Origin of the sequence: Hyphomonas atlantica corrig., assembly GCF_017795365.1 — a bacterium.
Classification (GTDB): domain Bacteria; phylum Pseudomonadota; class Alphaproteobacteria; order Caulobacterales; family Hyphomonadaceae; genus Hyphomonas; species Hyphomonas atlantica.
In genome coordinates, this window is sequence record NZ_CP051254.1 from 2,351,264 (window position 1) to 2,371,017 (window position 19,754).

General features: G+C 53.6%; 16 protein-coding genes. 7 read left to right on the forward strand and 9 right to left on the reverse strand.

The window, feature by feature from the left end; all coding sequences use genetic code 11:
* The first annotated feature begins 11 nt into the window (after positions 1-11).
* The 7 genes from HF931_RS11415 to HF931_RS11445 all read left to right on the forward strand — a co-directional run bounded on the left by HF931_RS11415 (position 12) and on the right by HF931_RS11445 (position 10,111).
* Complete coding sequence (locus tag HF931_RS11415) at positions 12-1,022, forward strand: nicotinate-nucleotide--dimethylbenzimidazole phosphoribosyltransferase (RefSeq protein ID WP_035553824.1); 1,011 nt, start codon at positions 12-14, stop codon at positions 1,020-1,022.
* Positions 1,023-1,131: 109 nt separating this feature from the next.
* Entirely contained in the window at positions 1,132-2,328 is a 1,197-nt protein-coding gene (locus HF931_RS11420; protein ID WP_035553822.1) for an acyl-CoA dehydrogenase family protein, read from the forward strand.
* A gap of 26 nt (positions 2,329-2,354) precedes the next feature.
* Positions 2,355-3,509: an acyl-CoA dehydrogenase family protein gene (locus tag HF931_RS11425; protein ID WP_035553819.1), complete on the forward strand. Its 1,155-nt coding sequence runs from the start codon at positions 2,355-2,357 to the stop codon at positions 3,507-3,509.
* Between the two features lie 357 nt (positions 3,510-3,866).
* Positions 3,867-5,159 carry an outer membrane beta-barrel protein gene (locus HF931_RS11430; RefSeq protein ID WP_035553809.1) on the forward strand — a complete coding sequence of 431 codons (1,293 nt, stop codon included), beginning with the start codon at positions 3,867-3,869 and terminating at the stop codon, positions 5,157-5,159.
* 71 nt (positions 5,160-5,230) lie between these two features.
* Positions 5,231-7,627 carry a GumC family protein gene (locus HF931_RS11435; protein WP_155841930.1) on the forward strand — a complete coding sequence of 799 codons (2,397 nt, stop codon included), beginning with the start codon at positions 5,231-5,233 and terminating at the stop codon, positions 7,625-7,627.
* A gap of 46 nt (positions 7,628-7,673) precedes the next feature.
* Positions 7,674-8,819 (forward strand): glycosyltransferase family protein, encoded by a 1,146-nt coding sequence (locus HF931_RS11440; protein WP_273240200.1) that lies wholly within the window; start codon positions 7,674-7,676, stop codon positions 8,817-8,819.
* On the forward strand, positions 8,816-10,111 hold the full coding sequence (locus HF931_RS11445) for an O-antigen ligase family protein (RefSeq protein ID WP_273240202.1): 1,296 nt from the start codon (positions 8,816-8,818) through the stop codon (positions 10,109-10,111). Before HF931_RS11440 ends, HF931_RS11445 begins: the two co-directional genes overlap by 4 nt.
* Positions 10,112-10,135: 24 nt before the next feature.
* On the opposite strand, the gene HF931_RS11450 is transcribed toward HF931_RS11445, so the two are convergent.
* From HF931_RS11450 to HF931_RS11490, 9 genes are all read right to left on the reverse strand, one after another.
* Positions 10,136-10,366 (reverse strand): hypothetical protein, encoded by a 231-nt coding sequence (locus HF931_RS11450; RefSeq protein ID WP_273240204.1) that lies wholly within the window; start codon positions 10,364-10,366, stop codon positions 10,136-10,138.
* Positions 10,367-10,448: 82 nt separating this feature from the next.
* Positions 10,449-11,432, reverse strand: coding sequence for a glycosyltransferase family 2 protein (locus HF931_RS11455; RefSeq protein ID WP_273013803.1), 984 nt, complete (start codon positions 11,430-11,432; stop codon positions 10,449-10,451).
* Positions 11,416-12,957, reverse strand: coding sequence for a lipopolysaccharide biosynthesis protein (locus HF931_RS11460; protein ID WP_035553798.1), 1,542 nt, complete (start codon positions 12,955-12,957; stop codon positions 11,416-11,418). The genes HF931_RS11455 and HF931_RS11460 overlap by 17 nt, the downstream gene beginning before the upstream one ends.
* A gap of 135 nt (positions 12,958-13,092) precedes the next feature.
* Positions 13,093-13,884: a glucose-1-phosphate cytidylyltransferase gene (rfbF, locus tag HF931_RS11465; protein WP_273240207.1), complete on the reverse strand. Its 792-nt coding sequence runs from the start codon at positions 13,882-13,884 to the stop codon at positions 13,093-13,095.
* Between the two features lie 83 nt (positions 13,885-13,967).
* Positions 13,968-15,104, reverse strand: a complete 1,137-nt coding sequence (locus tag HF931_RS11470) for a glycosyltransferase family 2 protein (RefSeq protein WP_273240209.1) — start codon at positions 15,102-15,104, stop codon at positions 13,968-13,970.
* A gap of 8 nt (positions 15,105-15,112) precedes the next feature.
* Entirely contained in the window at positions 15,113-16,327 is a 1,215-nt protein-coding gene (locus HF931_RS11475) for a glycosyltransferase (RefSeq protein WP_273240211.1), read from the reverse strand.
* 17 nt (positions 16,328-16,344) lie between these two features.
* A complete protein-coding gene (locus HF931_RS11480) occupies positions 16,345-17,316 on the reverse strand; it encodes a glycosyltransferase family 2 protein (RefSeq protein WP_035553790.1) in 972 nt (323 codons plus the stop codon).
* Positions 17,317-17,378: 62 nt separating this feature from the next.
* Positions 17,379-18,485: an acyltransferase family protein gene (locus HF931_RS11485; protein ID WP_035553787.1), complete on the reverse strand. Its 1,107-nt coding sequence runs from the start codon at positions 18,483-18,485 to the stop codon at positions 17,379-17,381.
* A 161-nt stretch (positions 18,486-18,646) separates the two neighbouring features.
* Positions 18,647-19,684: an NAD-dependent epimerase/dehydratase family protein gene (locus tag HF931_RS11490; RefSeq protein ID WP_035553785.1), complete on the reverse strand. Its 1,038-nt coding sequence runs from the start codon at positions 19,682-19,684 to the stop codon at positions 18,647-18,649.
* Positions 19,685-19,754: the final 70 nt, after the last annotated feature.

Below are 19,754 nucleotides of genomic sequence, written 5' to 3' on the forward strand. Positions count from 1 at the left end.
GAGCGTTTCCCTTGAGTGAGTCGACCCAGGAAATTTCACCTCTGGAAGACGCCCGTTCCCTGATCCGGAACGCGCCCGAACCCGATGCGGCACCCGCGCAGAAAGTGCGGGACGCACTTCTCGGCATGGGACGTGAGGGGGACTTTGGCCGCCTCGGCGAGGCGGCGGCCTGGCTGGCAAAATGGCAGGGCAGGTTTCCTCCCCGGATCGAAAAGCCTTTCCTGGCTGTTTTTGCCAGTTCTCACGGCCTGGCATCAGAGGGCGTTTCCCTGTCCAGTCCAGACGACACGCGCGCACACGTCGATGCTCTGCGGGAAGGCAAGGCGCCCTTGTCGGCCATCGCGACCCAATCTGGTGCGAATATTCGCGTTTATGACCTCGCAATTGACAAGCCTACGCAAAGCATTGCCGAGAGCCCGGCCATGTCGGAGCGAGAGTGCGCTGCGACGATCGCCTACGGGTTCGAAACCGCGGAAGACAAGCCGGACCTGCTGGCGCTAGCGGTTTCTGGCGCGGGTGTGGGCACCGCTGCTGCCGCTGTGGCTTGCGCCCTGTATGGCGGCGCGCCGGACTATTGGGTCCGTCCAAGCAATCAGACGACCGCTGAACTGGTGGAGCGGCGCGTAGATGTTGTCGCCCGCGCGCTCGCATTGCATCGCGGGCATTTATCCGATCCGTTGCAGGCTTTGCGGCATGTGGGGGGGCGTGAACTGGCGGCGTGCGTCGGCGCGATCATCGCCGCGCGCCATCAGGGTATCCCGGTGGTGCTGGATGGATTCGCCACCACAATTGCGGCGGCGGTTGTGCACGCGATTGAGCCGAAGGCGATCAGTCACTGTATCGCGTCTCACGTCACGAGGCGGCCTGCCCACGAGGCAGCGATGGAGCGACTTGGCTTGCAGCCCTTGCTTCAGCTTGAGTTCCAGACTGGTGGTGGTCTCGGGTCGGCCACGGCGATTGGTCTTCTTAAAACAGCGTGTGCCCCCTTCATCGCTGAGCCCGAGGGAGCAAGTGCGACCTGACGCGACGAGAACCTGACGTTTACGCTCACGTCACCTTGCCTTTGTTCCAAAATGGCGGAAATAGAGGGGGCAAGAATGATGCGCAGTCAGCGCACAGTGAGGAGCCGTCATGAATCTCGATTTTACGCCGGAAGAAATTGCCTTCCGTAATGAAGTCCGCGAATTCATTCGCGATAATTATCCAAAGGAACTGGATGGAATTGGAACGCGTGAAGATCTCACGCGCGAGGAATTCCTAGCCTGGCACAAGGTGCTCGGCAAAAAAGGCTGGTCTGCGCCGGCTTGGCCAGAAAAGTATGGCGGCACAGGTTGGACATCGACCCAGCGCTACATCTGGTCAGAAGAAAATGCGCGCGTTGATGCGCTGATGCCGCTACCATTCGGTGTCTCGATGGTTGGGCCGGTGATCTACACATTCGGAAACGAAGAGCAGAAAGAGCGCCACCTGCCGGGTATCCTGTCCGGCGATGTCTGGTGGTGTCAGGGCTATTCCGAGCCGGGCGCTGGTTCCGACCTCGCCAGCCTGAAGACCACGGCCGTCCGCGATGGCGATCATTACGTGATCAATGGCCAGAAAACCTGGACCACTCTGGCGCAGCATGCCGATTGGGGCTTCTTCCTGTGCCGCACTGACCCTGACGCGAAAAAGCCGCAGGAAGGCATCAGCTTCATTCTCGTCGATATGAATACGCCGGGCATTGAAGTGAAACCAATCAAGCTGATCGACGGCACCCACGAGGTGAATGAGACCTGGCTGACGGATGTCCGCGTGCCAGTCGAAAATCTTGTTGGCAAGGAAAACGAAGGTTGGACCTACGCTAAATTCCTGCTCGCACATGAACGGTCCGGTATTGCCGGTGTCGCCCGCTCGAAGCGCGGCGTTGAGCGTCTGCGCAACATTGCTTCCGAAGAAACGGTTGACGGCACACCACTGATTGAAACCCAGGATTTTGCTCGCAAGATCAGCCAGCTGGAAATCGATCTGACCGCGCTTGAGTTCACAGAGCTGCGCACGCTGGCATCAGAAGCTGCAGGCAAGGGGCCGGGACCTGAAAGCTCGATCCTGAAAGTTAAAGGGACCGAGATTCAACAGCGTCTGACTGAGCTTACGCTTGAAGCGGTTGGCTATTATGGCGCGCCTTATGGGTACGGCATGGAAGCGACTGGCAACGAAGGTTTTGGCGTTGGTCCAGACCACGCCAACTTCGCAGCTGAGTCATATTTCAATATGCGCAAGACATCGATCTATGGTGGATCGAATGAAATTCAGCGCAACATTATTTCGAAGATGATCCTCGGCCTGTAAGGCGTACGAGGCAGGGAGGATACAAGATGGACTTCAATTTCACCGAAGAGCAAACCATGATCCGCGACAGCCTTTCCAGGCTGATCCGGGAACAATACGACTTCGAAACCCGTCGCAAGGTCGTTCAGTCCGAGTCTGGCTGGCGTCCGGAAATGTGGGCGCAGTTCGCTGAGCTCGGCTTGCTGATGGCTCCTTTCAGCGAAGAAGATGGCGGCCTTGGCGGCGGCCCGATCGATGCGATGGTTGTCATGGAAGAGTTCGGCAAAGGGCTCGTCGTCGAGCCATACGTGCCAAGCGTTGTTTGTGGCGGCGGTTTCCTGAAGCGCGGCAGTGACGCACAAAAGGAGGAATATCTCTCCGGCGTGATGTCTGGCGAGAACATCTTTGCCTTCGCATATGCAGAGCCGCGTGGTCGCTACAACCTGGCAGATCTTGAAACAACCGCGAAGAAAGACGGTGCCGGCTTTGTCCTAAACGGGCACAAGGCTGTCGTTGTCGGTGCGCCTTGGGCCACCCACTTCATCGTAACGGCGCGTACGTCCGGCGACCGTCGTGACAGCAACGGCGTTACAGTATTCGTGGTTGCGAAGGACGCCCAAGGCATCAGCACACGCGACTATCCGACCGTGGATGGCCGCCGGGCATCCGAAGTTTACTTCGAAAATGTCGCCGTTGGTGCGGAAGCCGTGATCGGCGAAGTCGACAACGGACTGCCACTGATTGAGACGGTGACCGATGAGGCCATTGCGGCAATCTGTGCAGAAGCGTGTGGCGCCATGAAGGTGGCTCACGCCATGACAGTGGATTATTCCCGTCAGCGTAAGCAGTTTGGTGTGGCCATCGGCAAGTTCCAAGTGCTGCAGCATCGCATGGTCGACATGTTCATGGAACACGAGCAGTCAATCTCCATGACTTACATGGCGACTTTGAAGCTCGATGAGGACGAGGTGACTCGCAAGAAAGCCGCGTCAGCTGCGAAAGTGCGCATCGGCCAAGCGGGTCGCTTTGTCGGCCAAGAAGCTGTGCAAATTCATGGCGGTATGGGCATGACGGACGAGTTGGCAGTTGGGCACTACTTCAAGCGCCTCACCATGATTGATGCCGAATTCGGTAATGTTGATCACCATTTGAAGCGCTACACCGCCCTTTCTGAAATGGATCTACCTGCAGCAGCGGAGTAAGGCAGATAGCGAACACGGCTTCGGCTAACCTTCAGACGAAGCTGTGCAATAATTAACTTCTGCCATAACGATTGTTACAACTTAGCCCGGGGCGCCGTTTCTTGCGCTCCGGGCTTTCTGCATTCTGCATAAAATACTGCAGAACACAGGTGTAGGAGAGGCCGAACGCAGTCGCCGTCCACGATCGGCCTCCCTGTAATCGATCGAATTTGTTCTAGTTTAATTACCTGATCCTCACCGTACTTCGCTAAGGATGGCTCACCAAAGGCAATAAAAGTGGTATGGGTCTTGCTTCATTGTTTTGGTAAACATTCCGGTAGGATGAACCGGAGATCGAGTTCCAGGGAAGAGGTGGAAATGTTGGAAATCAAGCGTGCGGGCCTTGCAGGTGTCGCAACAGGAGCGTTGGTGTTGGCCGCTACGGGTGTCGCACATGCGCAGTCTGGCGACTATTATAGCCGCGATAAGTATGAATCGGTCACCGACCGTAACCAGCCGGAGTTTGACCCGGAGCCCATCCGGCTTGGAGCCTTTACTGTAAACTCCAATGCCCATGCTGGACTCGGATACACGAGCAACGCGCTTGGCACGAGCACAGATGAGGAGTCTGATACGATTGCTGAAGTAGGCGCAAACCTCTCTGCGCGTACAAATTGGAGCGTACACGAGGTTGGTGTGGACGTCTCAGCGGTCCATCAGGAGTATCAAGACTACGGCGATCAATCGTTCACTAATCTGAATGGTCGTCTTCGTGGTCGCATCGATGTGACGCGGGAGTTTTCCTTCGGGGGCGCAGCCTTCTACCAGAAATCAACGGATCGGTATTCTGATCCTTCGAACACGTCCGGATTGGGCGAGCCGATTGAATTCACGCGGACTGGCTTTGATGTGAATGCGAACTACTCGAACGACCGGATCCGTTGGGCCAATGTGCTTACGATTGCGGAAGTCGATTATGATGATGCATCCACGATCACAGGTGTGCCGATTGACCAGGATTTCCGTGATCGCACCGACAACCGGTTCTATTCCCGGCTTAGCTACGCGCTTACGCCGAACCTTGCCATCTTTGGACAGGGCGTTCTGGATCAGCGCGAGTATGATAACAACGTCATTGTTGATGGTGTCGCGCGTTCACGCGACTCCGATACATATACGCTGTCCGGTGGTGTCGACTTCGAGCTGAACTCTCTGGTCCGCGGAGACATCGCGATCGGTTTTCTCTCGCAAGAGATGGACGACGCTTTCTTTGAGGACAATGACGGTCTTGCTGTCGACGCCAATGTCGAGTGGTTCCCGACCCGCCTGACGACAGTGTCGTTCAATGGCGGTCGCCGAACGGTTGATAGTGGTGTTGTGAATACCGCCAGTTCGGTCCAGACCAATTTCGGCGTTCGTGTTGATCATGAGTTGTATCGGAACATCATTCTTTCCGGATACGGAAACATCGAGAACTACGAATATGATGAAGTCGACCGTGATGAAGACGTTACTGATTTTGGCGTGATTGGCACGTACAAGATGAATAAACGTGTGCATCTGAATGCATTCGCGCGACACGTGGAGCGTGAGCGCGATGGTTCCGCGGTTGTCGGCAATCAGGATTATAGTGCAGATTTGCTCGGCATTTCTGTCCGCGTGTTCCCTTAATCCAAAATGGAGCGGCCTGAGCCTTGGGCCGCTCCAAATTCAGCGTCAACTCCAACTTTCGGTATAGTATCTTGACCAAGACTTTCAGCTTTGAGCTTCCGACCCAGGTACCCGCAGAAGCGGATTCCGATGGCAACACCATGCCTACGGACCTCAAGTCCCTATTGGCTGCGGTCTATCGCCGATTCTGGCTGATTGCGCTGAGCTTTCTGGCGGTATTTTCGCTGGTCGCCTACATGACATTCAATCAGGTGCCGCTCTACAAGGCGAGCTCAATCGTTCAGCTTGATACGGAGCAGCAGAACGTCATTGATCTTGGAAGCGTGCTTAGTGGGTTGGCTGTAAGTACGGCAGTGATCGATACCGAAGTCATGATCATGAAGTCCAAATCTTTGCTCACCAAGGTGGCGGTGAAGCAAAAGCTGGTCGAAGATCCAGAGTTCAATTGGACGCTCAGAGAACCGGAAACGAGTGTGCTCGGTAGTCTGTCGGATAGCTTTCTTGGCTTTCTGGGGGTCGACACGACAGAAGAAGATCCGTTTGAAGGGATGAGTGTCGATGAGCGGGAAAATGCACTTCTCGAAAGTGCTGTAGCCAAACTCATGGGTAGCGTAGGCGTATCTCGAGTAGGTACGACTTACCTGATCAATGTGGAGGTTACGAGCGAGTCGCCTGAAACAGCCGCACGACTGGCAAATGCCATCGCAGATCAATACCGTGTCCAACAGCTCGAAACCAAACTGGATGCCACGCGGCGCGCTACCGAGTGGTTGTCTGACCGGGTATTCGCACTTCGGGAAGAGGTTGAAGAAAAAGAAAATCGAGTTGCTAAATTTATCGCTGACAACGACATGGAAACGGCGATGGGCAACACGCTCACTGAGCAGAATATCGCCTATTTAACCACGCAGAAAACCCAGGCCGAAGTCGAACTGAATCGTGTTCGGTCTCGATATGACAGCATGCGTCGCCAAATTGATGGGGGTGCAGGTGTGGATGGTATTTCGGAGGTTCTTGAATCTCCACTGATCACCAGCCTCAAGCAACAGCTTTCTACTGTGCGTGGTCGCGTTGGAGACCTTGAGACTCGTCTCGGTCCGCAGCACCCAGAATTGATTGGTGCGCGTGCAGAACAAGCCGATATCGAACGCCAGATCGAGAATGAAATGAACCGCATTGCGACGAATCTGGAAAACGAAGTTCGGGTTCGCCGGGATCAGGTCGGACGTCTCCAGTCGCAGATCAATAATTCAAACGCGAAGTTGCGCGGCAACAGCCTGGCCATGGTGCGCCTGCGTGAGTTGGAGCGCGATGCGGAGACCAGCCGCGTCCTGTATGAGGAGTTCATTTCACGCTCCAAGGAAACGCGAGAGCAGGATGGCCTGGTTCAACCTGATGCGGTGATCCTGTCGCAAGCATCGGTTCCAAAACACCCAAGTTCGCCTCGCACGAAATTGAACCTGTTGATTGGTGCAATTCTTGGCGGAATGCTGGGCGCAGGACTGGCACTTCTGGCTGAGCTGCTGGATATGAAAATTTCCTCCACCGAGGACATCGAGAAAAAGCTGCGCCAGAATGCGATCGGATCGGTGCCACTCATTCGTACCACCAACGCGCTCGGCTTTACGCAAACCAACCCGGCTGAGTATCTAATAGAGAACCCGCTATCTGCCTTTGCCGAGAGTGTGAGGTATTTGCGTGCAGCCATCGCGTTCTCTGACCTTGATAGCGAAACAAAGACGGTAGCGATTACGTCTTCTCTGCCGGATGAAGGTAAAACCAGTTTGACGCTCGCGCTTGGTCGGATGTCAGCAATGTCCGGGGCTCGCACGCTGGTTATTGATGGCGACTTCCGTCGCCGTCAGTTGACCGAAGCCGCCGGTCTCAAGCCCGAAGTCGGATTTATTGAGTATCTATTCGGAGCTGGTCAGCTGTCTGATGCAATTGCAAAAGATCCGAAGAGCATGCTCGACATCCTGCCCCTGTCGTTGACTGGGCACACGCCGCATGATGTGTTCGGTACGCGAGCGTTCGACGACTTGTTGGTTCGTCTGCGGTCAATGTACGATCTTATTCTGATTGACACAGGCCCGCTATTGTTGATGGCAGAGGCTCGTGTTGTGGCCGGGAAAACCGATAAAACGATCTTGGTTGTCCGTTGGAGGCATACGACACGTGCCGCGGCACGTCAGTCTCTCGCATTGTTGAAATCGTTCCAAGCAGACCTGCTCGGCGTAACTTTGAACATGGTCAATCTGAATCGTCGTCGTCATTACAGTGATCCGGGTGCTAGCTACGATGCATACCGGAAGTACTATCAGATGGAGAGCAAACCTTCTCTCTTCTCCTTTATGCGCGGCGGTTCCAAGAAGTCGAAGAGTGGGAAAATTCAGCCTACGGCCATTCAAACGCCTCCGAGTCTTGCCGACCATAAAACCGGCGCTGCCGAAAAGGTCGACGCGAACTGAGGTGCGGTGTGGGGGCTTTGGCCTCTGGCGAGAATTGGATTTTGTAATGACCAGGATTGCCTTCTTCGGACACGACGCGGCCGATGCGGCCGTGCGTCGCCGGGTCAAATCCTTTGTCGGAGACGGTCTGGAAGTTACGGGTTTCATGATGCGCCGCCGAGATAGCGACCCCGAATGGGAGAATGTCGATCTTGGCAAAACTCGCGATGGCGCTTTTCTTCAACGGATTGCACAGGTGTTCAAAGGGGCGAGAAAGGCTGCTGCCCACAGGGAAAAGCTCGCGGATGCTGACCTGATCTACGCTCGTAATCTGGACATGTTGGCTTGTGCATTTCTAGCGAAGCGCTACGCAAAATTGGACACACCGGTCATTTATGAGAGCCTTGATGTGCACCGATTGCTGGTTCGCAAAGACATTGTCGGACGGACAGTGCGATTTTTGGAAAGATCTTTGCTGAAACGTAGCCGAGCGCTGGTGGTTAGTTCTCCCGGTTTTATCAAGAACCATTTTGAGCGGTACTATGCTGGTCAGTACAAGGCTTACCTTGTTGAAAACCGGCTCAGCGCGGATGCTGCCTTTGGACCTCGTCCGCGCGGTGAGGTATGTTCAGAAAGCGCAGCATCAAAAAAAATCACCCTTGGTTGGGTCGGCAATTTGAGATGCCAACGATCATTCAATCTTCTATGCGCATTGGCTGATGCTTTCCCTCACGCAGTAGAGGTTCATCTCCACGGGCTGCCGGCCCGAACAGAAATTCCAGTGTTTGAGCCTGAAATTGATGCGCGCCAGAACGTGCGATATTTCGGCAGCTATCAATCGCCTGAAGACTTGTCGGGAATTTATGCCTCGCTGGACGTCGTCTGGGCAGGTGATTTCATGGAAGCGGGATACAACTCGGTCTGGTTGCTACCAAACCGCATATATGAAGGCGGCTACTACGCAACGCCCTCCATCGCGCCTGCGGGCACTGAGACTGCGGCGTGGCTGCAACGGCATGGCTGCGGTTTTGTGGTCGAGGAACCACTGGAGACGGAGTTACCCAAACTGATCGAAAAACTCGTTTCTGATCGAAGTGAGATAACCCGATATGTGAATGTCTTGAATGCGTTACCCGAGGACATCTTTATTCAGCCAGCTGGCTTCATGCGTGATGTCGTAAGGACGAGCCTTGGGGGGGAGAGCGCGACATGAACATCGTAAGTCGTATTCCTGCTGATGACCGCGATGCGCTTGTCATGGCTACTGTATATGAAGAGCCGCGCAAGATTCCTTTTTGGGAGCAAGCGCTTCTTTCTATATGGTTCCTAAATGCGTTCGTTCCGCTGCCAATGGAGACGCCCCTAAGATATTTGATCGTCTTGTGGTTTGTCGCACAGCTGTTCCTTTACAAGGATGAAATTATCCCGGTCATGCTCAAGGCGTGGCCACTTTTTCCGATTCAGCTGTTCGGTCTGATGTCAGTGGCATGGTCTCCCTTTACAGGAGATGCCTTGCGCACGGCATTGCTGTTCCTGCTCACGCCAATTGTAGCCTTAATCACGATCGCGCGGTTTGATATCTCGACTATCTTGCGCTGCATGTTTTTCGCTGGAGTTGCCGCACTTGTTGTCTGCGCGCCTTACTACGACACCATGCATGCAGGCGGCCCGTATCCTCAGAAAAACTATTTTGCACAGCAAATGCTCCTTGTGGCTTTGCTTAGCCTAACGACATTGTTGAACGACAAATCTTGGCCTTGGACGCGCATGCTTGCAGCTGTAGCGTTTCCCGTCGCACTTCTGTTCATGTTGCGGGCGCCGTCGGCCACTGCCTTGGTGTTCGCCGCGATAGGTATTGCTGGCCTTATGGGTGTTAAGTTTCTTTGGGTCTCGATCAGCCGTATTCGCCACCTTCGGTCGCTTCTGGTTTTGACGGCTTTTTCAGCCATTTTGTTGGGTGCGATGTTCGTGCTCAACCAGACGCATCAATCCTACCTGCAGGACTTCCTCGCTGCGCTGGGCAAGGATTCTACATTCACAGGCCGAACCGCTATCTGGGCCGCGGGTGAAGTTGCCGCAGCTGAACATCCCTGGATCGGGCATGGCCATTCGGGCTTCTGGCACATCTCAAACGGTGCAGCGCAGTCTATCAACGAGACAGACTTCAAGCCCTACGGAACCCAACTGACGTTCCACAACGCGTATCTCGAGGTTCGCGTGCATCTAGGGTTTATCGGATTGGCTCTCTACTTGTTGATGTGGGCGTGGTGCGGCTACAGGCTTCTGCTACAGTTTTTCCAGCAAACTTCTCTTGAGATGTCGGCTTGGCTTGTTTTCGGAGGCATCGTGTTTGTTTCGACGTTCACAGAATCTACTGCTTGGTCCAGCTTCAATACGGCCTTGAATCTTTTGTATATCGGCGCAGCTGCTACACTATCTCCCGTACACAGGAAGCGCGTAGGAGAGATGCCGGTATTTATCACGGGAAACAGAAGCGCCGCTTAGTGGACTGGCGGGTAGGTGAGAGAACTAGAGGATTGCTGCAACGCCAGCAATGATACCTGTCCAAAGCGCTGAGCTGAGGCAAACAATCACCAGGATGCGCAGCCAAACTGGCCATTTGCTCACACCATGCGTGTCCGTTTTCGGCTGATCCCGATAAGTCCCGATAACGCTGGTTTGAGTCGCCAAATTCATCATGGAGCGTGTCCTAGCAAGAGACGGGTTCACCTCATTCATGAACGTATATAGACCGGTCATTCCTTAAAGCGCCTTTAAGACGCGATTCTCAATTCACCTGTCTTGGTAAGCCATCTTGCGGATGAATCCGGCGAGAATTGGATTATTCTGTGATGCTGCGGGCTGGCAGCAGCTTTCTGAGAACTTGCTTCATGATTGTGCCCAGAAGATTCAGGGACGCATCTACTGAAAAGCTAAATGCAGACAGCGTTAATGAAACGTCGCGTTGTCGGACACCGTCCATCCACGCCCAGATTGCGGCTTCGCGCTGCGAGTAAGCGGCATGAGCCTTCAGTGCTGATTTCGCATCTGGCGAGATCCCCGGCCTTTTCGACATGCGTGCTGAAATTGCGGCAAGCCTGCGATGGTCACGCCCAGCTTGCGAGTGAGATGCTGATCCTGCTCGTTGGACGAGATAGTAGCCGCAAGGGTCAATCAACCAGGCTTTGGTGCCGTCCAGGAGAAGGCGTGTGTAAAGTTCAAAGTCTTCGCCAAATCGTAGTTCGTTGAGATAAGGCGAGTCGCCATCTTTCATGGCTAACCGATTGAAGAGAGGTTTGATAAAGCCGAGTTCGGATCGAGGCGTTTCGACTTCAAATGATCGCTCTACAAAGAACTCGGCTGTAAGCGGAATCGGACCGTCGGGCTTTTCTGGCCAAAGGTTGCGTTCTATCGATTGTGGGGACGCTTCCTGCGAAATGAGAAGATTGTCTGCCACCCAATCAAGATTGTTTTCGATTGCAGTGGCCAGAAGTTTCGACAGGCGGTCTGGCAAAACAATGTCATCGCTGTCCTGCGGCGTGAACCAGCCAGCATCTGTTTGAGACAATGCGAGATTTCGCGCAGCGGATGGGCCCTGATTAATTGATTGCTTCAACACTCTCAGGTTGGGGTGAACATCTTCCAGACTTTTCGCAATCTCATAACCAGAATCCGTCGAACAGTCATCGACGACAATGACCTCGAGAGAGATGCCACTGGGGCACTCTTGCTTAAGCGCACTGAGAATTGCGCGTTCGATATGTGGTTCGTCATTGTACAGTGGAATGACAATGGCGACTTTGGAGGGATCAAGATTTTGCCGCATCTGAAACCTCAGGGGCAAAGTTGGACGACTCGTCATTGTCTGGCGAATTCATCATTGTCTGTAGGGCGCGCTCCTTCTTCCCGGCGAAGAGTAGGACCAGTGCCCTGATACGACGAAGGGTGGTGCGAGGTGAAACGATTAGCAACACCAGCGGATAAGTCAGCGCGCCCAGCACAACCAAAAGTAATAATTTTGCTATGTCATCCACGTGCTCGGGAATTCGAGCCGACGTAAGAATGACAGCGCCCGCCATGATGATCGATGCGAGCAAGGCGGATGCCCCAGCGAAAACTTGCTGTTTGATGGAAAATCCAACCACACGCTGAACGGCGAGCGCACCGAGTACCCAGCCAATCATCTTCTGTGCCCAGATTAGCCACATGATCGCTTCAAGACCATATGGCGCAACATATGGGAGGGCAATCATCGTTGCCAGACAGATCAGCGCGATCTTCAATACCAGATCCGGGCGACCGACGCCTTTTAGCACGCCCGCGTCGAATGTAGATGTCGGGCGGCGAATCCCGATCAGCAACGAGATCTGAATTGCGCCAATTGCGCCGATCCACTGCTCTCCAAAGACGATTGGTACAGCGACGGGCGCGATAGCAACTGCACCGAGAAATGCGGGGTAGGCGACAAAAGTTGCAACCGTTATTGCACCGCGCAACAGCTTGTGGAGCAATTCGCGGTTGGCTTGGGATTTCGATGCAAAGGGCAGGGCAATCGCGCCGAAAGGAGAGATCAGGGCGGTCCCGGCTTGCTCTTGAACGCGCATTGCAAGATTGAACATTCCGAGTGCTGCAGGACCGAGAAACATGCCAATAACAGCCTGGGGAATGCTTTTCTCAAGCACGGTGATAAGGCGAAGGCTTACGGAGGCGAAGTTGAAAGCCGCAAGATCCTTCAAGTTAGAGATGGAGAAGGAGAGAGAAGGCATCCACCGGTCGAACCACCAAAAAGCCAGCATTCGAACGATTCGACGCGACAACTCCATAATAAGCAGCGCCCAAGCGTTCTGGAGCAGTATCGCGAGTACAATGCCCACAATCGCTGCTACGAGGGTGCCCACCACGTCGACGAGGGCAATTTGCTTGAATGCGAGACGTCGCTGGAGATGGCCGGCCGGGACTGCAGTGAAAGCTCCCACAAAGAGACCTGCGGACATAACCCACAGGAATGGGGTCAAGCCCTCCTGTCCGAAAAATGCCTCGATCATCGGAGCGGAAACCGCGATGATCACAAAGAACAGCGCTGCGAAAAAGAACGACAAGCCAAAGACGGAGTTTGAGTGCCCCCTAGTCAATTCTTGCCGTTGAATAAGCGATTCATTCAGGCTGTTGCAGGCGATCGCTTCGGGAATGGCCAACGTCACCAGCACAAACCCGTATATGCCAAAGTCGGTAGGAGCCAATAGGCGCGCCAATACGACCAGCGACAGCATGCTGCCAACCAGTCCGGCCCAGCTCCCCACGGCGCTCCACGCGGCGGCCTTTCCTGCTGAGCTCATCAGTCCTTTGGACATGCATGGGTACCTTTCGGGAGGAGGGGCGAAACGTGGATTCTACAAACTGGTATCGAATGCGCCATGAACATTAGCAGATTGTCGTGACGGGACGGCCTGAGCGCGCAAATTGTGCCATATCAGGATTGCTGGAAGTCAGCTCTTGCCCATCAACTGCTCAGGTGCCCATGGGGCATCGCCTTTCTCCCAAAGGCCTTCAAGGTAGTTCCTGTCTCTGAGCGTATCCATCGGCTGCCAGAAGCCGAAGTGACGGTAGGCGTTGAGCTTGTTGTCAGAGACCAGGCGTTCGAGTGGGTCTCGTTCCCAAATTGTGTCCGGACCATCAATATAGTCGAAAACCTCGGGCTCGCAGACGAAAAAGCCGCCATTGATGACGTTTCCATCTTCTGCGGCCTTCTCGCGGAACGACCGAACCGCACCGGTCTGGGAATCCAGGCTGAGGCCACCGAAACGACCGGGCTGAACCACCGCTGTCAGCGTCGCGTAGGCATTCGATGCTTTGTGCTTTTCGATGAGATCCGTGATGTTCACATTCGAAACGCCGTCACCATAGGTCACGCAGAACGGTTCGTCGCCGATGTAGCGCCGCGCTGCCTTGATGCGGCCGCCTGTCATCGTATTCAGGCCTGTGTCGACCACCGTAACATTCCAGTCTTCAGCTTCGGTTTCATGAAACTCTACCTGGCCGGACCGCAAGTTCATTGTGAAGTCTGAGCGGGTGTTGCGATAGTTCAGAAAGTAATTTCTAATATAATCAGACTTGTAGCCTGCGCAGATGACGAAATCCTTGAGGCCGTGGGCGGCGTACTGGCGCATAATATGCCACAAGATCGGGTTTCCGCCGATTTCAACCATCGGCTTTGGCCGAATGCTGGTTTCTTCACTGATGCGTGTGCCGAAGCCGCCTGCGAGCAATACAACTTTCATGGATGTCGTCCCGATCCGCTAATGTTCATTTGCGCATATCTTAGCAAGAAACAAGCCAGCCCATCAGGCAAGCTGATGGTTGCCTATCGCGCTCGTCTCAGAGCCAGCATGAAGCGAGAATACAAGAATGCGCGGGTTATCTTTCCCTTAAACAGCGCCTCTCGAATCCGCCATCTAAGCCCGTTCGAAAGCGATCTACAGATCTCAGGTCCAAGGGGTGCCGATGCGAATATCTGTTTGTATTCAGCGATTGGAAACGAGCCATCGAAGATCTCTTCGCAGCCGTATTTCGATGAAAATGCGCGTGAAAGAGTGAGCGTCTCGGCATCGCTCAAAGGGGCGTCCCCTAGTGATGCTGCATCGGAGAAGTCCTGGATTGCTAGGTCCCAAAGCTTCTTGCGGCCCATGATTACGCCTCTTTGAAGCAGTGCGCGGCGTTTGTCGGTTGGAGATTGGATCTGTTCGCCAGACGGCAGGAACTCGCTTAAATCCATATCGTCTCTCAGCGCGCGAAAAATCTTCTGGTCGTATTCCATCCATTTCTTGTCGCGTTCTGTCGCAGAGAAGCTGTTTTCCTTCGTGCCACGGAGTCCATCGTGTTGACGCTGGAAGAAAATAACGTCTTGCGTTCCAACTCCTGAGGCAACACGAGCCAGTCGGATCAGGAAATCGTAGTCTTGAGAGCGAACGAGATTTTCGTTCAAGGGTCCAGATTGGTCGACGAGCGCACGCTTAAAGATCATGCCCGGCTGGTGAACGAAGAAATCCTCCATTGTGCGGACCAGAAACTCCTCAGACGCGCATTCAGTCCAGTAACCTGTGTCCCATTCCTGGCGGTTTCCGGCATTGTCGATCGAAAAACGGACGTGGCGACCATAGGCAAAGCCGGCTTCTGGATTGTGTTGCAATAAATTTGTGAGGGTCTGCAGAGCGTCCGGATGCATCAGGTCGTCATCATCAACGATCCAGACAAGCGGATGCTGGCATTCTGAAAGTGCCAGATTAATCGAGTGGGCTTTTCCTTGATTGCTTTGCTTGGTTATCAGTCGCAATTTGTCGCCATACGTCGCTAGCATCTCAACTGTGTCGTCAGGCGAGCAGTCATCAACCACAATGATTTCGGCAGGCTGTAGGGATTGCGCGAGCACAGACTCCAGGGTTTCCTGAAGCAGGGTACACCGGTTGTAGGTTGGAAGTATGACTGAAACGCCATCCGACATACGGATCCTCACTCAGTGCTTTGGGGCGGGACGCCCGAATCGGTGAGCGCGCGCTTACACAATTCTTCGAGTTGATCATTGAGTTTGGTCGAATTGAATTTTTCTTCAATCACTTCGCGCGCATTTCGAGTGAGAGTGACAGCCAATTCCGGGTTCCTGGCCAAGGTCAGAATGTGATCCGCTATCTGATCACAGTTCTTTTCCCGTGCCAGAAGGCCCGATACACCATTCTCAATGAGTTCCGGAATGCCACTATGATAGGTGGAGATGACGCCAACGCCACTGGCCATGGCCTCCATCAGCGAAAGCGGAATCCCTTCCATATCTCCGTCTTCAGAGACCACACTTGGCAGGACCAGCGCGTCAGACCGGGCTAGCGCGTGTGCAACTTCCTTGTGTGGCAAAGCGCCTGAGAAGCTTACCAATTCTGAAATGCCAAGGTCGCGAACAAGTGCTTTGAGAGATGCTTCGAGCGGACCGGAGCCTATGAGTTCAAACCGCATTGTCAAATCGGGCGCTTGGGTCACGGCTTTTGCAAACCCACGAATTGCGTACTCCAACCCCTTCTTTTCAACAAAACGACATACGGTGACAAGTTTGAATGGATCGGTATTGGATCGAGTTTTCGGTGCATATTTGAAGTTCTCGGTCTTCACGCCCATTCGGTGAACGAAAATGTCTTCTTCGCGTGCACCGAATTGCTGAAGTCGTTCAGACCAGAAGTCACTGACCGGCAATAGCATCTGTCTCTGATCAAATAGGTCTGAATACAGATTGCCTCCATTGGCAAGCAAGCTTCTCGACATATCGTCGCCGTGGAAGATCGTGAGAATTTTTGGTGCCGGAGACAGCGAGTTGGCGCTTTCCAGTACTTGAGCGCCAAACCAGCCAAAGTTGCAGATAATAACATCATTGGCTGTGCAGAACTTGCGCTCGCGCGAGGCGGTAAGCGCTCTGCGGAGACGGTAAGGCAGTCGATCTTGTAGTCCGGACAAGAGAGGATTGTCTGAGCGAACATAGGAGAGGTCGTGCAATCCTTCAGGCGATACAGCCTTTTCCTGTGGCTTGGCCCGGTCGTTTGCCAGAATGGAAACTTGATGTCCGCGGGCGATCATTCCTTCAATCTGGTCCAGAATGAAGGTCTCCGACAGCTTTGGAAACGTGCCAACGCGAAAGCCGATTTTCATCGGTTCATTAATCGGGTGAAGAGGTCCAGAATTCATCGTCCGTTCTCTAGCGCTCAGGATGGCCAGCCGGACCAGTATTTCCGGACACCAACCTTGATCATCAGCCAATCAAACCACGCGTCGGCATAGGTGGCAAAAGTTGTTGGGCCGCGCTGCTTCTCCAGCGCGGCGAAATGACGTTCGGTTGCCTCGGCGCCGTACTCTTTCTTCCAACGCAGGGCACGCCGGAAATAGTGTCTGCAATACCGACGTGTAACGCGTTTGAACTCCCGTTCCGTAAGAACATCCGGTCCGTGTTCATACAAAGAGTTTAGCCAGTCTACAAAATGCGTATTCTTTTTGACAATCGTCGCGGCGGTTTGTGAGCCATCATGAATGCGGACCCATCCGAGGCGTTCGTGCACCATGCCAAATTTTCCGCGTTTCAGGATAGCCAGCACGGATTCGAAGTCAGCACCCGTAAAGCGATCATCATAAATCGGATCGCGCCAGTCCATGACATCCCGGCGCATCAACATATGAACAGCGAAAAAGCCGATCTGATTCAAGAAGAAGCGTCGCACGACTTCCTTGCCGTCCATGACAGTCTGGTCTTCCGGCCAGACAAATGGGACCGGCTCATCATTCTTGGATACGTTCGTTCCGACCAGCAGGATATCATCATCAGTCTCGGCGACTTCCACCATTTTTCGCGTGCAGTTCGAAGACATTGTGTCATCCGCACAAAGAAGCCTTACATATTTTGCGTCTGCTGGAGCATGGCTCATCGCCGTATTCCAGTTGGAGTACAGTGGGAGCAATTGCGTGTTCTTGTGAACAATCACAGGAAAATTTTTAGGCTCAAAGGCTTCCAAAATGTCAGCTGTGCCATCGGTGCTACAATTATCCAGCACGATATGGACCAGGTTTGGATAGTCCTGGGCCTGCACATTTTCGAGTGTTTCCAAAAGGAAATCCGCACCGTTGTAGACTGGGGTGATGATAGCAACTTTTGGAAGTGTCGTGTCGGGTTTGAGAGTGGTCATTCGTCGGAAACCGGATGTTAGAAATTATCTTTGGAAAGGACTTTGAAGAAGAGTGAAGGCGATCAATCCCGAGCGCTGCGTGTACTTAATTTTGATGCGAACAGAGGCGCGTCCCGAAGTAATTTTTTGAGACGCCGATAAACGGGCATTTCAAAGTATTTTTGGGTGAGGTGGGCCAGAACCAGTACGACCGGTACAATCAGAAGAATTTTTACGGCCAATGGCGTGTCTTCCGGTAGGATCAGGTAGGCGATCTTCTGTATTGGACGGTGTATGAGATACAGGGAAAATGAAATGGTGCCCAGATGATGGATCTTCATCGCGAGCTTTGCGCTTGATCCGACCTCGAACGCGCCGATCAGCACGACTGCGAGGAATAGCGGCAGCATGATAAAATCTATCCACAGATGGATGTATGGCAGCCAAAGACAGATCGCGAACAGTCCAAGTAGTATTGGCGTTGCCATCCCAAATGCACGCTGAAGCGCTGGGTTGGGGGCCGCGTCCAGATGCGTGTACAGCTTGTAGATCAGGATGCCCGCCATGAATGAGGCCATCCCACGGACCATTCCTGCGCTGACGGCCGGCGCCAATGTCTGAATGTGTCCGTCCAGATGCCCGAGCGTTATGAACAGCGTCACATAACACGCGATTGAAACTACGATCATCAGGCCGTTGACGATTGATGATTTGATCGAGCCCAGGATTCTGGTCCCGAATGCCAAGGCGAGTGCGACCAGAATATTTACCCAGAATTCGACAGAGATCGACCAGGATGGAGAATTGAACCAGAATTTGTCAGGTCCCAACCCAACATGATGGATCATCAATCCGTGTAGCGCCAATGTGGATTTGTCGATGTATTCGTTCGTTGCGATATATATCAGAACAGAGACGATCAGAGTGACCAGGTGCAATGGGTACAGACGCGCAAATCTGGCTTGTGCAAATGAAACGAGCGAGAATTCTGGGTTGCGAAAGTATGCGTGCATCAACACAAAGCCAGACAAAATGAGAAAGAAGTCTACAGCCAGATAGGTGTTGAGAGATCCATTTATCTCAGGAAAATGCAGGATCATGATCGCGAAGGCGGCATAGCCGCGCAAGCTGTCGAGCAGAACGAACCGCTTGGACGCTACTTTGCTTTGAGTAGGTGTTTCTATTGACACGAGACGTCCCCATCCAGTCTCGGAATACCGCTTCTGTCACATGACAGTGAGCTACATACAACGATTATTCCAAGTGATTCAGCATACGATTTCTGTTCTACCTCGCCCACCTCATGGGCGACTGGCGCCGATTTTTCCGCCAGCCCGCCCTGAGGCGTTCGCTAAAGATCGGACGATGACCAGTACAAGTCGTCTGTCAGCAGTCCATCGGCCTTGTACTTCATCAACATTTTCAGGCGCGTATACGGATTTGCCTGGAAGATTTCTGGTGTCATATTGATGGCTTTGAACACCTTGTGAAGCTGCGCGGCGCCTTTTTCTGCGGTCCATTCACATTTGAAGTCCGGCATCAATTTCTGAATCTTGTCGAAATTCACCCGGTAGGACCGGTTGTCGGCAGACGGCTCTCCGACCGACAGTGTGCAATCCGGGAACTCGTCTGCAACGATTTTGGCAATGTCGATGACCCGATAGTTCTGATCGGTGGAACCTACATTCATACGCTGTCCGGCGATCTTGTCCTGATCCGCATTCAGTGCGCAGTAAATCGCCTGACACATGTCCAGAGCGTGGACGAGAGGCCGCCACGGTTTGCCGTCTGACAACAGCTTGATTTCTTTCGTGGTCCAGGCAAGGCCACACAGATCGTTGAGCACGATATCGAAGCGCTGGCGCGGGCTGGCACCATAGGCGGTTGCGTTGCGCATGAAGCAGGTCGTGAAGTTTGCATCGTTCATTGGCGTGAGGTCGTTCTCAACGCGAACCTTGCATTCGGCATAGGCCGTTTGCGGATTGACTTCGCTCGTCTCGTCCAGAACGCCGTCATCCTTGCCGACGCCATAAACGGAGCAGGAGGACATATATACGAAGCGCTTCACTCCAGCCTTGCGGGCTTCATTCGCCAAACGAACCGAGCCTTGGTGGTTGATCTGGAAGGTCAGTTCCGGATTTTGCTGGCCAAGCGGATCGTTCGAAAGTTCTGCAAGGTGTGCGACGGCATCGAAGCCTTGCAGATCCTCAGCCGTAATGTCGCGAATGTCTTTGGTGACAATCTGTGGGCGCGGCCCGCTCATGGGGTAGAGCCAGCCTTCGCGATAGTATCCGGTATCAAGACCGACGGCATCAATACCGCGCTCAAGCAGATAAGGCCCCAACAGAGCCCCGATATATCCATCAGCCCCAGTGAAAAGTACGCGCATGAGAGTGTCCCCTTGGATTGCATGGTGTCTCAAAGTGACGGCGACTGTGCTGTTTTAGTTCAATGCGCAG